The organism is Glutamicibacter protophormiae, assembly GCF_014647495.1.
GTDB classification, from domain to species: Bacteria; Actinomycetota; Actinomycetes; order Actinomycetales; family Micrococcaceae; genus Glutamicibacter; species Glutamicibacter protophormiae.
The window spans coordinates 211091-224996 of the sequence record NZ_BMPH01000002.1 but is presented as its reverse complement, the minus strand read 5'-3'; the positions used below and the strand labels follow the sequence as shown (position 1 = coordinate 224996).

At 67.5% G+C, this 13906-nt stretch carries 12 protein-coding genes; 1 reads left to right on the top strand and 11 read right to left on the bottom strand.

Translation table 11 applies throughout. From position 1 onward, the window contains the following. Positions 1–60: 60 nt before the first annotated feature. Positions 61–735, bottom strand: a complete 675-nt coding sequence (locus IEY43_RS03445) for a GntR family transcriptional regulator (protein WP_188947209.1) — start codon at positions 733–735, stop codon at positions 61–63. Positions 736–908: 173 nt separating this feature from the next. Here IEY43_RS03445 and IEY43_RS03440 point away from each other — a divergent pair, with 173 nt between their 5' ends. Continuing rightward, positions 909–2276, top strand: a complete 1368-nt coding sequence (locus IEY43_RS03440; protein WP_188947208.1) for an FAD-binding oxidoreductase — start codon at positions 909–911, stop codon at positions 2274–2276. Here the strand turns inward: IEY43_RS03440 and IEY43_RS03435 are convergent. From IEY43_RS03435 to fdhD, 10 genes are all read right to left on the bottom strand, one after another. After that, complete coding sequence (locus IEY43_RS03435; RefSeq protein ID WP_308425037.1) at positions 2235–2399, bottom strand: XdhC family protein; 165 nt, start codon at positions 2397–2399, stop codon at positions 2235–2237. The genes IEY43_RS03440 and IEY43_RS03435 overlap by 42 nt on opposite strands. Before the next feature lie 314 nt (positions 2400–2713). Next, positions 2714–3124, bottom strand: a complete 411-nt coding sequence (locus IEY43_RS03430) for a PadR family transcriptional regulator (protein ID WP_188947206.1) — start codon at positions 3122–3124, stop codon at positions 2714–2716. A 2-nt stretch (positions 3125–3126) separates the two neighbouring features. Continuing rightward, the gene (locus tag IEY43_RS03425) at positions 3127–3567 is read right to left on the bottom strand and encodes a hypothetical protein (RefSeq protein WP_188947205.1); all 441 of its coding nucleotides are present in this window, start codon (positions 3565–3567) and stop codon (positions 3127–3129) included. A gap of 53 nt (positions 3568–3620) precedes the next feature. Continuing rightward, on the bottom strand, positions 3621–3905 hold the full coding sequence (locus IEY43_RS03420; RefSeq protein ID WP_188947204.1) for a hypothetical protein: 285 nt from the start codon (positions 3903–3905) through the stop codon (positions 3621–3623). Then, positions 3875–4714, bottom strand: coding sequence for a xanthine dehydrogenase accessory protein XdhC (gene xdhC, locus IEY43_RS03415; RefSeq protein ID WP_188947203.1), 840 nt, complete (start codon positions 4712–4714; stop codon positions 3875–3877). Before xdhC ends, IEY43_RS03420 begins: the two co-directional genes overlap by 31 nt. After that, on the bottom strand, positions 4704–7052 hold the full coding sequence (gene xdhB / locus IEY43_RS03410) for a xanthine dehydrogenase molybdopterin binding subunit (protein ID WP_188947202.1): 2349 nt from the start codon (positions 7050–7052) through the stop codon (positions 4704–4706). The genes xdhC and xdhB overlap by 11 nt, the downstream gene beginning before the upstream one ends. After that, positions 7049–8524, bottom strand: a complete 1476-nt coding sequence (locus tag IEY43_RS03405) for a xanthine dehydrogenase small subunit (RefSeq protein ID WP_188947201.1) — start codon at positions 8522–8524, stop codon at positions 7049–7051. The genes xdhB and IEY43_RS03405 overlap by 4 nt, the downstream gene beginning before the upstream one ends. A 437-nt stretch (positions 8525–8961) precedes the next feature. After that, on the bottom strand, positions 8962–10440 hold the full coding sequence (locus tag IEY43_RS03400; protein WP_188947200.1) for a nucleobase:cation symporter-2 family protein: 1479 nt from the start codon (positions 10438–10440) through the stop codon (positions 8962–8964). A 222-nt stretch (positions 10441–10662) separates the two neighbouring features. After that, positions 10663–12984, bottom strand: coding sequence for an FdhF/YdeP family oxidoreductase (locus IEY43_RS03395; protein WP_188947199.1), 2322 nt, complete (start codon positions 12982–12984; stop codon positions 10663–10665). Positions 12985–13044: 60 nt separating this feature from the next. After that, positions 13045–13875 carry a formate dehydrogenase accessory sulfurtransferase FdhD gene (gene fdhD / locus IEY43_RS03390; protein ID WP_188947198.1) on the bottom strand — a complete coding sequence of 277 codons (831 nt, stop codon included), beginning with the start codon at positions 13873–13875 and terminating at the stop codon, positions 13045–13047. Between the last annotated feature and the right edge of the window lie 31 nt (positions 13876–13906).

Below are 13906 nucleotides of genomic sequence, written 5' to 3'. Positions count from 1 at the left end.
CCGAGTCTATTCCGGGCCCGGGGGCCAGCCCGCGCTCCCACCGGCGATCCGGCGCACCGGCTACAGCAGCCGGCTGCGGTGCCCGGTCCTGGCTTCGAGGGATTTCAGCACATGCCGGCGGGCGGCCTGCTCGATCTGCGCGCTGGGCGCCGAGCCCCGGATGAGATCCAGCAGTTCCCCGTGCTCTTCAACGGATTCGCGCGCGCGGTCCCGGTCCACGGCGGCGCCGGGCCCGCGGATGCTGGAGAACTTCTTCCATTCGGACCGGGCGAGTTCCAGGATCCTCTCGTTGGGGCAGGCCGAATACAGCACCTCGTGGAATTGCGTGTTGAGCTCTTCGAAGAGCGCGGGATCGAAGTTCTCGAGCATGGACAGGATGCTGCGGTTGATTGCTTCGGCCCGCTCGAGGTCGGCTGCGCCCAGTTGCCCGGCGGCCAGCGAGGTGGCGGTGCCATCCATGACAGCGAGCGCTTCCATGCCGGCCCGGTAGGCGTGGTCGTCGATGACCGCGACGCGGGCCCCGACGTTGTGCACGATCTGCAGCAGCCCCTCGGCGGCCAGGCGCTGGATGGCTTCGCGCACCGGCACCCCGCTCACCCCGAGCTCGGCCGCGATGGGAGCGGCCAGCACCCGCTGGTAGGGTTCCAGCGCACCCTGTTCAAGCTGGTTTTTGATATGGGTGTACGCGATATCAGCCTTGCTGAGTGCGCCGCGCCGCTGCTCCGATGTAGGCACCGTCCCCCGCTTTCTGCTCCTGGTCGCCGAAATTCCTCGACCGGGAAGCCGCTCGTTCCCGCTTCATGAGAATATCGCATCCGCAGTCGCCGGATCCTTCCTTGCGCTTCAGATTTTATAATATAAAGTATGTTGCGTAGCTCACTCGCACCAGTCCCAGATCGAAGGGTCCCATGCACGCAACCACCCCGACCGCCCCTCCGACCAATGAATTGCAAGACCTCTTCGGCGACCGCATGGTCACCGGCGGCGCCGAACTGGACCGGGTTTCCCGGGACGAGTCACGCGCCATGCCCGAGGGTGCGGCACTGGCCGCAGTGTTTCCCGAAAGCACCGAGGAAGTCTCGGCGGCGCTGGGCTGGGCCAATCGCCACGGGGTGAAGGTGTCGGTGCGCGGTACCGGAACCGGTGTGAGCGGCGGGGCGCTGGCCTACGCCGGCGGGCTGGTGGTGTCGCTGGAGCGGATGAACCGGATCATGCTGATTGATCCGGTCAACCGGCTGGCCGAGGTCCAGGCCGGCGTCATCAACGCGGAGCTGGACCGGGCGGCGGAGGACCACGGGCTGTCCTTCGCCCCGGACCCGGCGAGCGCCGAGATTTCCACCATCGGCGGGAACATCGCCACGAATGCGGGCGGGCTGCGCTGCATCAGCCATGGGGTCACCCGCGACTCCGTGGCAGCCCTAGAGGTGGTGCTGGCCGACGGCAGCATCCTGCGCACCGGCGCGCGCACCCGCAAGAACGTCGTGGGTCTGGATCTGACCAGCCTGTTTGTCGGATCCGAGGGAACGCTCGGGGTCATCACCTCCGCAACGGTGCGGCTCAAGCCGATCGCCCCGGGCATCCCGCGCACCTTCCGCGCCAGCTTCCCCACCGTCGAGGACGCCGGGCGCGCGGTGACCGCGATCGTGAACGGCGCGCAGACCCCGGAGGTGCTGGAGCTGCTGGACGCGCGCAGCGTGCAGATCATCGAGACCTACAAGCCCTCCGGCCTGCCGGCGGACGGCTGCGCCCTGCTGATCGGACAGTTCACCGGGCTGCAGGCCGAACAAGCGGCCGGCGACACCGCGCAGCTGTGCCGCGAGCACGGTGCCCGGGAGGTGGTGATCGCCGAGGGCGAGAGCCTGCTGGAAGCACGCCGCCTGGCCAATCCCGCGTTGAATGCCCAGGGGCTGCGGGTCTCCTGCGACGTCGCTGTGCCCGTCGGGGAACTGGCGGCGGTGTTCCGCGGCATCGAGCGGATTGCCGAGCAGCACGGGCGCACCATCTCCGTGGTGGCCCACGCCGGCGACGGCAACCTGCACCCGACGGTCGAGGCCGAAGACACCCCGCAGGGCCATGCGGCCGCCGAGGTTGTCATCGGCGACATCACCAGGCTGGCCCTCAAGCTGGGCGGAACCATTAGCGGCGAGCACGGCATCGGCCTGGTCAAGCAGGCCGAGCTGCCGTGGCAGCTGGACGAGGCCACCCTGCACGCGCAGCAGATGATCAAGTACGCGCTAGATCGGAAGAACATCCTGACTCCGGGGCGCGGCATCTAGGGCGAGCCGGGCCAGCAGGTCCGCTGCCACGGACACCGCGATGGCCGCGGGCTGCTGGCCGGGGATGCCCGACAACCCGATGGGACAACGGATCCGCGCGACGCCCTGCTCACCGTGGGCCACCTGCACCGTGCCGCCCGGCCGGTCACTCGGTTTTCAGGCATATCGAAGTGTCCACGGCGCGAATCGTTCGGTCAGTCGCCGGCACCGTTCGCGGTGCCGGCGGAGTCGCTGGTAATGCAGTTTCTCCAGTTGGTTGCGGTTCACCTGCCGGGGATGGCCACTTCCCCACCAGGCTGACTCCCTGAGGGGGACAAGCGCGCGGGGAGCACCAATCGGCTTGCATGTTCCCGGTCCATTCGGCGCTCCGCATGACGCACCGAGCCTGCAGACCATTTCACAGCCGAGCCGGTTCAATGCGCATTCAAGATACGGCGCTAGGAACCGGCTGCCCCGAATGCCCGCTCCGCCGTTTCGTCGTGTATCCCGATGTCTCCAGCGGAGAATTTGGACTCGACCATATTCGCGCGCATGCCTTCAAGCAGCTGACGGCCCGCCTCCGTCAGCGACAGCTCCTTCTTCTTGGCTCCGGTTCTCGGCGCGTCTACATCCAGGCTTTGGAGGATCCCGCTGTCCTGAAGCCGCTTGATGGTCCTGTACAAACCCCGCTCGGTTATGTGCCATCCGGTTTTCTCGGTAATGAGCTGGGCGACCACCGCCACAGTCGTCGGCTGGTTCGTCGCGACGAGCATCATGATGACGGGAGTGAGCATGGACTTTTTGTAGGTTTCGACCCATGAGTCGATCTTGGCCAGCGCCCATTCCTGCTCTTCAGTCGGTCGGACCACAACTAGTCCTCCCATCCTCGCGCAAGCACCGAGCCCACAAGGTGAAATAGCAGTCCAATTCCCCACAGTGACCCCATGACCAGCGTGGCTCCAAACCACCAGCCTGCCAAAATCTGCCCCGCATCATTCCCTTGGGTCGACTGGGATAGGGCACGGATCATTGCGTGCAGATTGAATGAGGTCATCACCGCCATGTAGGCGATCGTGTGGGCGATAGCGAATCCGAACCGCACCTGTGCCAGTTTGCGGTGGTTGCGCCACCCCCACACCGCGATGCCCACGGCAACAACGGCGGTGAGCAATCCTGCGATCAAAGCGGACTCACTCCCGGTGATGGCCACAACGAGCTGAATTGCGGCCATCGCCGCAATGAGTCCCATGGCATATGGCAGGAGCAGGGAACGAGAGTTGACTTGTGCCTGCGGCATGTTTTCTGTATCCATATTAGTAGTGTACCTATGGGACAGTACCTATGGGAAGCGTTTTTCGGCTAAGATTATTCGACCGGGCTTGCGGGATCCACTGGCTCGTCATCCGACATTCCGGCGCAGAACCGCGCCACATGTGCCAGCGGTTCCTGGACCCCGGCATGGCCGAGGATCGAGCACTCCTCATGCCAGGCATACCCCGGCAACGAGGTGAACTGCGGTGCACGGCTGGCCGGGACGAGGCCGTAGGTGTCTACCCTCTTCATCCGCTTGGCGGCAGGCAAAAATGCCAACCGCACATACGGCGGCAGCTTGTTGACGCCTAAGATCTGGTCCTGCAGATATTCAGGCACGCGCTTCGGGGCGCGGCATCTAGGGCGAGCCGGGCCAGCAGGTCCGCGGCCACGGACACCGCAATGGCCGCAGGCTGCTTGCCCGGAATCCCCGGCAGCCCGATGGGGCAGGTGATCCGCGCGATATCCTGCCGCTCGTGGCCGGATTCGGCCAGTTTCATGGTGAAGCGGGCGTATTTGGCGGCCGACCCAATCAGCCCCACGTAGCCCAGGCCCGGGCGGCGCAGCGCAGCGTCGCACAGGTGGAAGTCCTCCGCGTGGTCGTGGGTCATGATCAGCACCATGGCCCCGTCGGGCAGCTCGGCCATCACCTGCTCGCCGAGCACCGCGTGCTGCCGGCGGATCACGGCCGGCGGCTTGCCGGCTTCCACCGCGTCCAACTGTGCAAGCTGCTCGGGGCGGGAATCGCACAGCACCAGCTCCACGTCGTGGCGGGACAGGATGTGCGCAAGTTCCAGGCCCACGTGGCCGATGCCGAAGACCGCGATCACCGGCCGCACCGGCACCGGTTCGAGCAGCACCACCGCTTCTCCCCCGCAGCATTGCTTACCGTAGGCCGCCGGCGCCTTGTCGTTCAGCCGCAGCACCAGCTGCTCCGGGGACCTGGTTGAGGAGGCGAGCATCTGCCTGGCGCGGGCGGCCACCAGCATCTCCATGTTCCCGCCGCCGATGGTGCCCAGCAGCTCGCGGTCGGTGACCACGAATTTGGCCCCGGCTTCCCGCGGGGCGTGGCCGCGCACCGACACCACGGTGACCAGCACCGCCGCGGTGCGCTGCTCGCGCAACCGGGCCAGCTCCTCAATCCACATGGCCGGTGCCTTCCCTGGCTTCCTGGGCTTCCTGCACCGCCCAGAACACCGCTTCCGGTGTGGCCGGGGACGCCAGCTTCACGCTGTGCCCAGCCGGGCCGAAGGCGGCCACCGCTTGGCGCAGCGCCTCGCGCACGCTGAAGGCCAGCATCAGCGGCGGCTCGCCGACCGCTTTGGAGCCGTAGACCACGCCGTCCTCGTGCGCGTCCTGCAGGAACTCGACGTTGAACACCGGCGGCATCTCGGAGAAACTGGGCAGCTTGTAGGTGCTGGCGCTGGCGGTGGCCAGCCGGCCGCGATGCGGGCCCTTGGTTTCCCAGCGCAGGTCCTCCAAGGTGAGCCAGCCGGCGCCCTGGATGAAACCGCCCTCGATCTGCCCGCGGTCCACCAGCGGCGAAAGCGAATCACCCACGTCGTGCACGATGTCCACGCGGCGCAGCTGGTAGGACCCGTCGAAACGGCTGACCTGCACCTCCGAGACGGCCGCCCCGTAGGCGAAGTACTTGAACGGCTCCCCGCGCATGGCTGACAGGTCCCAGTGCAGTCCCGGCGTGCTGTAGTATCCCGCGGCCGAGAGCTGGATCCTGCTGAAGTAGGCCTTGGACACCAGTGTTTTCCAGTCCACGGACCGCCCGCAGGCATGGGCCGCCCCGTCGGCGAAGACCACCTCCGAAGCTTCGGCCTCCAGTTCCCCGGCGGCCAGCACGGACAGCCTGGCCAGGATCTGCTCGCAGGCGTCCTTCACGGCGGCGCCGTTCAGGTCGCTGCCGGTGCTCGCCGCAGTGGCGGAGGTGTTCGGCACCTTGTCCGTGCGGGTCGGGGCCAGACGCAGGTAGGACAGCGGAACGCCCAGCGCGGTGGCCGCCACCTGCAGCACCTTGGTGTGCACTCCCTGGCCCATTTCCGTGCCGCCGTGGGTGAGCAGCACCGACCCGTCCTTGTAGACCAGCACCAGCGCGCCGGCCTGGTTGAAGGCAGTGAAGTTGAATGAGATGCCGAACTTCACCGGGGTGATGGCCAAGCCCCGCTTGGAGTTCGGATGCGCGGCGTTGAAGGCCTCGATCTGTTCCCGGCGGGTCGCGAACTGCGAGGATTCCAGTACCTTCTCCCAGACCCGGTGCAGCCGTTCGGCATGGCGCACCGGCTGGTAGTAGGGGGTGTCCTGGCCGGGGACGTAGAAGTTGCGGCGGCGCAGCTCCTGCGCGCTGAGCCCCAGCTTCGGGGCCACCTCGCCGAGGATGTTCTCGATCACCAGCATGCCCTGCGGCCCGCCGAAGCCGCGGAAGGCGGTCTGCGAGGTCTTATGGCATTTGGCCACCCGGCCGCGCACCTGGATATTGGGGATCCAGTAGGCGTTGTCGATATGGCACATGGCGCGGGTCAGCACCGGCTCGGACAGGTCCAGGCTCCACCCGCCGTCGCTGGTCAGCTGCGCGGCCAAGGCCATGATCTTCCCGTGCTCGTCGAAGCCGATCTTCCAGGAGGCGTGGAAGCCGTGCCGCTTGCCCGTCATGCTCAGGTCCCGGGCGCGTTCAAGCCTCACGCGCACCGGCCGGCCGGTGAGCACCGCGCCGAGGGCGGCGACCGCGGCATACCCGTGCGGCTGCATTTCCTTGCCGCCGAAAGCCCCGCCCATGCGCAGCGCCTGCACCGTGACCCGGTGGGCGTCGACCCCCAGCACGTGGGCCACGATGTCCTGGGTTTCGCTGGGGTGCTGGGTGGATGCATGCACCATGATCTGCCCGTCGGATTCGACGTGCGCCAGCGAACTCTGGGTTTCCAGGTAGAAGTGCTCCTGTCCGGCGAATTCGAATTCCCCGGAGAACGCGTGGGGCGCGGCGGCCAGGGCCGCGGCCGGTTCGCCCTTGTCGATGACCGGCTGGATGCCGTGGAAGCTGTTCGCGGCGATGGCCTCGCCCAGCGTGACGAGCGCGTCCAGCGGCTCGTAGTCCACTGCCACCGCGGCCGCCCCGGCCTTGGCCGCTTCCAGATCCTCGCCCAGCACCCAGGCCACCGGCTGGCCGTGGAACATGACCTCGTCCACCGGGAGCATCGGTTCATCGTGCTTGGCGCCCTGGTCGTTGACCCCGGGGATGTCCTTGGCGGTCAGCACCAACCGCACCCCCGGAACCTGCAGCGCGGCGGAGGCGTCCAGCCGCAGCAGCCTGGCATGGGCGTGCGCCGACTGCACTGGATAGGCGTGCAGCACCCCGGACAGGGCTCCGGCCAAATCCTCGGTGTACTTCGCCGCACCGGTGACGTGGGCATAGGCCGATTCATGCGGGATGGACCGGCCCACTGCCGCGCCCTCCGGTCGCTGGTTGTGCGTGATGCTCATGCCCCTGCCCCCGTTCCGCTGTCCTGCTCCGCGAAGAACCGCTCCAGCGCGGAGCCCAGCATGGCCTGCCGATAGGCGGCGCTGGCGCGATGGTCGTCCATGGGTGTTCCCTCGGCGGCCAGGATCCCGCCGGCTCCCCTCAGGGTTTCCCCGCTCCAGGCCTGTCCGATCAGCACCTGTTCGGTGGCGGTGGCGCGCAGCGGGGTCGCGGCGACCCCGCCCAGCCCGATCCGCGCGCGGGTGATCAGCCCGGCCTCGACGTCGAAGGCCAGGGCGACGGCGGTGCTGGATATATCGTCGAAGCGGCGCTTGGCGACCTTCTGGAAGGACACCAGCGGGGCCAGGGGCAGCGGGATGCGGACCGCGGTGATCAGTTCATCGGGCCGGCGCACCGTCTGCCGGTATCCGGTGAAGTAGTCGTGAAGCGGCACCACCCGTTCCCCGGCACTGCAGGCCAGCACCAGCTGCGTGTCCAGGGCCAGCAGCACCGGCGGCGAATCCCCGATGGGAGATCCGGTGCCGAGGTTCCCTCCGAGGGTCGCCGAGTTGCGGATCAGCCGGGAGGCGAAGTTCGGCCAGAGCAGGGAGAGCAGCGGAATCCGCCCGGCCAGCGCGCGTTCAAGCTCGCTCAGGGTGCAGGCGGCGCCCAACTCCACATGGTCATCGGTCTGCACCACCCGGCGCAGCTCCTCCAGCCGGTCGACGGCCAGCACCGACTGCGCGCGGGCGAACTTCATGTTCACCTCGACTCCCCAGTCGGTCGCCCCGGCCACCACCCGGGTTCCGGGTTCCTCCGCCAGGATCCGCAGCGCTTCGGACAGCGTGGCGGGCCGGCGGTAGCGGCCGGGCTGCCCGGCCGGGGTATCCGCCCTGCGGTAGTCGGTGGCCGCGGGACCGGCCGTCGGCGGCTGGGCCAGCTGGTCCTCGGGCTCGGGCACCCCGAGCGCGAAGGCGGCGTCCCTGATCGGCCGGTAGCCGGTGCAGCGGCAGAGGTTGCCCGACAGCGCGTGCAGGTCGAAGCCGTTGGGCCCGTCGGCGTGGTGGACGGGCGCCTCGGCGACCTGTTCCTCGGCGCGTTCGGGACGGTAGTATTCCGCGGCCATGGCGCAGATGAATCCGGGCGTGCAGTAGCCGCATTGGGATCCGCCGCGCTCGGCCATTTCACGTTGCACCGGGTGCGGTTCGTCTGCGGTGCCCAGGCCTTCGGCGGTCAGCACGTGCTGCCCCTCCAGCGCGGCGGCCGGCAGCAGGCACGCGTTGACCGCGGTCCAGCGCGAGCGCTCGCCGTCGGGGCGCGCCACCAGAATGGCGCAGGCGCCGCATTCGCCTTCGGCGCAGCCTTCCTTGCACGAGGTCAGCCCGAGGCCGCGCAGGAAGTCCAGTGCGTTGGCATGCGGCGGCCCGGTGAATTCTCGGGCTTGATGATTGACGGTGACGGTGCACCCGGGCGTTCCCGCAGCCTCCGAAGCCACAGCGCCTCACCTCCTACGCCCTGTGCGGGCGCATAGTGAAAGAATTTGAACGATTCGTGCATGGTGGAGCGGGAGCTGGCGTGCCCAGCCGCGGGGCGGGAGCAATTCCCGCCCGGAGCAGAACTGGGCACAGCGCGACCGCGGCCCGCGGTTAATACCCGTGGGCGATCTGGCCCTTCCCCCAAGCCAAGGACCCGCCCATGACGCGCCTCCCGTGGATTTCGCACCGACTTCATTCAAATATTGAACCTACCACATTATGTGTGCTACAGGTCACATTCGCCGGAATCGCATGGTCCCTCACCGTAGTTCGCGGCGAGTTCTTCGGCGCCCGGACGGACCGGGCTCAGGCCGAGCGGGCTTCCGCTTAACTGCGCTGAAAAGAAAAATCGCGCGAACCGAATGCGGTTCGCGCGATCTGTGGAGTTCTTCCCGAGTCAGAGCGGCATGGGCCGGTCGCCCGCTTCGCCCTGCTCCTCGGCGATCACCTTGATTTCAAGGCCCTTGTTGTCGAAGAGCTTGCCGTCGATCAACCGGTCGCCGTCCTGCAGCCCCGCCAGCTGGTGCTTGTAGACGGTGCGGCCCGAATCTTCCTTCTTGCGCCAGGTCAGCTCGTTGAAGATGATGTTCAGCAGCACCGCCATGATGGTGGCCGAGGAGATGCTGGACTGGAAGATGGTGCCAACCCAGGTCGGGAACTGCCCGTAGAAGTCCGGCTTGACCATCGGGATGCAGCCGAAGGCCAGGGAGGTGGCGATGATCAGCATGTTCATGTTGTCGTCCTTGGCCTTGGCCAGGGTGCGGATGCCCGCCGCGGCCACGGACCCGAACAGCACGATGCCGGCGCCGCCGAGCACCGGGGTCGGGATCGAGGCGACCACGCGCCCGAGGACGGGCAGCAGGCCCAGGACCACCAGGATGCCGCCGCCGGCGGCCACCACGAAGCGGCTCTTCACGCCGGTAATCGCCACCAGGCCCACGTTCTGCGCGAAGGCGGACTGGGTGAAGGTGTTGAACACCGGGGCGACGGTGGAGGAAAGCATGTCGGCGCGCAGGCCGTTGGCGATGCGCTTGGCATCGACCTTGGAACCGGTGACCTCGGCGACCGCAAGCATGTCCGCGGTGGTTTCGGTGTAGGTCACCAGGATCACGATCATCATGGAGATGATCGCGCCGAGCTCGAAGACCGGCAACCCGAAGGCGAACGGCGTCGGGAAGGCGAAGATGTCCCCGTCCAGCACGGTGGAGAAGTCTGCCAGGCCCATGAACGCGGCCACAACGGTGCCCAGCACGATGGACAGCAGGATCGACAGGCGGGACAGTGCCGGAACTCCGGACTTCGACAGGGCCAGCAGGATCACCAAGGTGATGGCGGCCAGCGCGATGTTCTGCAGCGACCCGTGGTCCTCGCCCGCGGCGGCGCCGCCCATCGCCCAGTCGGCGGTGACCGGGAACAGCGACATGCCGATGATGGTGATGACCACGCCGGTGACCACCGGCGGGAAGAACCTGAGCAGCTTGGCGAAGAACGGGGCAATGACGATGCCGATGGCGCCGGCGGCCAGCACCGCGCCGAACACCGCTGGCATGCCCCCGCCGCCGTTGAGGATGGCGATCATGGTGGCCACGCCGGAGAAGGAGGTGCCCTGCACCAGCGGCAGCTGGGCTCCGAAGAACGGGATGCCCAGGGTCTGCAGGATTGTTGCCAGGCCGCCGATGAACAGGCAGCTGGCCACTAGGACGCCCATTTCCGCGGTGTCCATGCCGGCGGCTCCGCCCATCACCAGCGGCGGCGCGATAATTCCGCCGTACATGGTCAAAACGTGCTGGAAACCGTAGGCGATGGTGCGCCCTGCGGGCAGGCGTTCGTCTTCGGGCCTGGTGCTGGTAGATGCCTTGCTGCGCGCCGCGCTCATAGGTGAATCCTCATTGATGGACTGCTGAGGCTCCCTGCAGACCCGGGAGCCGGACCCTTACCATTCTCCTGCAACAATACCGCCCCTTCAGGTGGCAAGCGCTTGACGTGATGCACTTTGCACCAGCCAGGCTTTGTCCTCACGGTGGTTTTTCAGCAGGAACGAGCACGGCCCACCGGCGGATTCTGTTCGAATTCCACCTGTGGGCTGTTGTTTTAGAACCTAGCTGTCCAGCGTCGGACCCGGATCCTCGGTGTGCTCTACGAAGCGCACCATCATGGCCTTGAACCCCGGGGTGTTGGACTCGCGGGCTACCAGCTCGCGGTGCACCAGCGCGTTGGCCTCCGGGAAGTAGGCGGCGACGCAGCCCTTGGCGGTCGGGTAGGACACCAGCCGGAAGCGGTTGGCCCGGCGTTCGGTGCCGCGGAAGGTGGAGATGACATCCACCAGGTCGCGGTCCTTGAAGCCGGCTGCTTCCAGGTCTTCCGGATGGATCAGGATCACGCGGCGCCCGTCCTTGATGCCGCGGTAGCGGTCATCCAGTCCGTAGAACGTGGTGTTGTACTGGTCGTGGGAACGCATGGTCTGCAGGATCAGGTGGCCCTCGGGGGCTTGAAGCGCCTCGAACTCGGAGACCGTGAAGCGGCCCTTGCCGATGTCGGTGGCGAAGGAACGGGTATCGCGCGGCGGGTTGGGCAGCACGAAGCCGTTCTTCTCCCGCACGCGGCGGTTGAAGTCCTCGAATCCGGGCAGCACCCGGGAGATGTGGTCGCGCACCACGTCGTAGTCCTCGGCCATGGCGCGCCAGTCCACCGCGTGGTCGTCGCCCAGGATGGCCTGGGCCATGCGCGCCACGATCACCGGTTCGGCCAGCAGGTGGTTGGACACCGGAGTCAGCCGCCCCTGGGTGGAGTGGATCACCGACATGGAGTCCTCCACGGACAGGAACTGGGCGCCGCCGGGGTGCTTGTCGTCCTTGTCGGTGCGGCCCAGGGTCGGCAGGATCAGCGAAGTCTGCCCGTGCACCACGTGCGAGCGGTTGGGCTTGGTGGAGATGTGCACGGTCAGCTTGGCGCGCTGCATGCCCGCTTCCAGCGCTTCGGTCTCCGAATTGGCCAGGGCGAAGTTGCCTCCCATGGAGACGAACACGTCGATCTCGTCCTTCTCGAAGGCGTGCAGCGCCTCGGTGGAGTCGTAGCCGTGCTCGCGCGGGGAATCGATGCCGAACTCGGCGTCCAGCGCGGCCAGCAGCTTCTCGGTGGGCTTCTCCCAGATGCCCATGGTGCGGTCGCCCTGCACATTGGAGTGGCCGCGCACCGGGCAGGCCCCGGCGCCGGGTTTGCCGAAGTTGCCCTGCAACAGCAGCAGGTTGATGATTTCCTTCAGCGTCGGCACCGAATGCGGCTGCTGGGTCAGGCCCAGCGCCCAGCAGATGATGGTCGCCTTGGACTTGGCCAGCAGCCGGGCGACATCCGTGATTTCGGCGCGGGTCAGGCCGGTGGCCTGCTCGGTGGCGTCCCAGTCGATGGTGGACCGGGCCTGCCGGTAGGCCTCGAAGCCGTCGGTCGCCGCGGCGATGAACTCGTGGTCCACCACGGAGCCCGGGGTCTCCTGTTCGAACTTCAGCAGCAGATGGCCGAAGGCCTGGAACAGGGCTAGGTCGCCGCCGACCTTGATCTGCAGGAAGTCGGTGCAGATCGGGTCCGCCTTGCCCAGCATGCCCTTGACCGACTGCGGGTCCTTCAGCCCGAAGAATCCGGCTTCCGGCAGCGGGTTGACCGCCACGATGCGCGCCCCGCGCTTGCGCGCGTCGGCCAGCGCGGAGAGCATGCGCGGGTGGTTGGTGCCGGGGTTCTGTCCGACCACGAAGATCGCCTCGGCGTGCTCGAAGTCCTCCAGCGAGACGGTGCCCTTGCCGATGCCGATGGTCGGGTTCAGCGCGGTGCCCGAGGATTCGTGGCACATGTTGGAGCAGTCCGGCAGGTTGTTGGTGCCCAGCGAACGGGCCAGCAGCTGGTACATGAACGCGGTTTCGTTCGCGGTGCGCCCGGAGGTGTAGAACACGCAGCGGTCCGGGGTGGTGGCGTTGACGTGCTCGGCGATCGTGGCGAACGCTTCGGGCCAGCTGATCGGGCGGTAGTGGGTCTCCCCCGCGTGGATGATCATCGGGTTGGTGATGCGGCCCTGGGACCCGAGCCAGTACTCGGTTTTGTCCTGCAGCACGGAGATCGGGTGCTCGGCGAACCACTCGGGGGTCACGGTGCGGGCGCTGGCCTCCTCGGCAATGGCCTTGGCGCCGTTCTCGCAGAACTCGGCGGGCTTGCGCGCGCCGGTGATCGATTCCGGCCAGGCGCAGCCCGGGCAGTCGAAGCCGCCGCGCTGGTTGATGCGCAGCATGGAACGCAGGGTCCGCGACGGACCGGCCTCGGAGAAGCCGCGTTCCATGGACACCATGACGGCCTTGAGTCCCGCGGCCGCGTGCTCGGGCTCGCTGACCTTCAGCTCGTCCTCGTTGATGTCTTTCTTGGGGGCCGGGCGATGCATGTCATTCCTCCGTCTGAATTCCTGCCAAAACGCTGTGGCGCCAGCCACACACCTACTACGCTACGCGTTCACGACGCGATGCGCATGCGTATAGAGATTTACGCTGTGGCCCCGCGAAAAGGCCGCGAGCGTCAGCCCCGCATCCTGGGCCAGGTCCACGGCCAGGGAGGACGGCGCACTGACCGCCGTGAGCACCGGAATTCCGGCCATGGCGGCCTTTTGCACCAGTTCGAAGGACGCACGGCCGGAGACCTGCAGCACGGTGTCGGACAGCGGCATGCGCCCCTCGCGCAGGGCCGCGCCGATCACCTTGTCCACCGCGTTGTGGCGGCCCACGTCCTCGCGCAGGATCAGCAGCTCCCCGCCGGTGGAGAACAGGCCGGCCGCGTGCACGCCGCCGGTGGAGGAGAACAGCTTCTGCGACTCGCGCAGCGTGTCGGGCATGGACAGCAGCACCCCCAGGTCCACCCGGCCGCAGTCCTCGCGCAGCTCGAACGTGGATTTCTTGCGCACCTCGTCGATCGAGTTGGTGCCGCAGATGCCGCAGGCGGAGCTGGTCACGACGTTGCGCGCGGCGCTCAGGTCCGGCGGCACGGCACCGAACCCCAGCTGCACTTCTATGACGTTGTACGTCTGGTTTCCGTCCTCGTCGGTGCCCAGGCAGTAGCGCATCGCGGCCAGGTGCTCGGCCTTGGTGACGATCCCTTCGGCCAGCAGGAAACCGGCGACGAGGTCGAAATCATCCCCGGGAGTGCGCATCGAGGTGGTGAAGGAAGTGTGCCCGAAACGGATTTCCAGCGGCTCTTCGCCGGCCAGCTTCTCTTCGCGCACCCGGGTGGTTCCATCCGACATGGCCCGGATGACGCGGCGCCGGATGATCTTGCGTCCCATGGTGCTCCCTGCTTTGTTCTTTGGCTGCCTC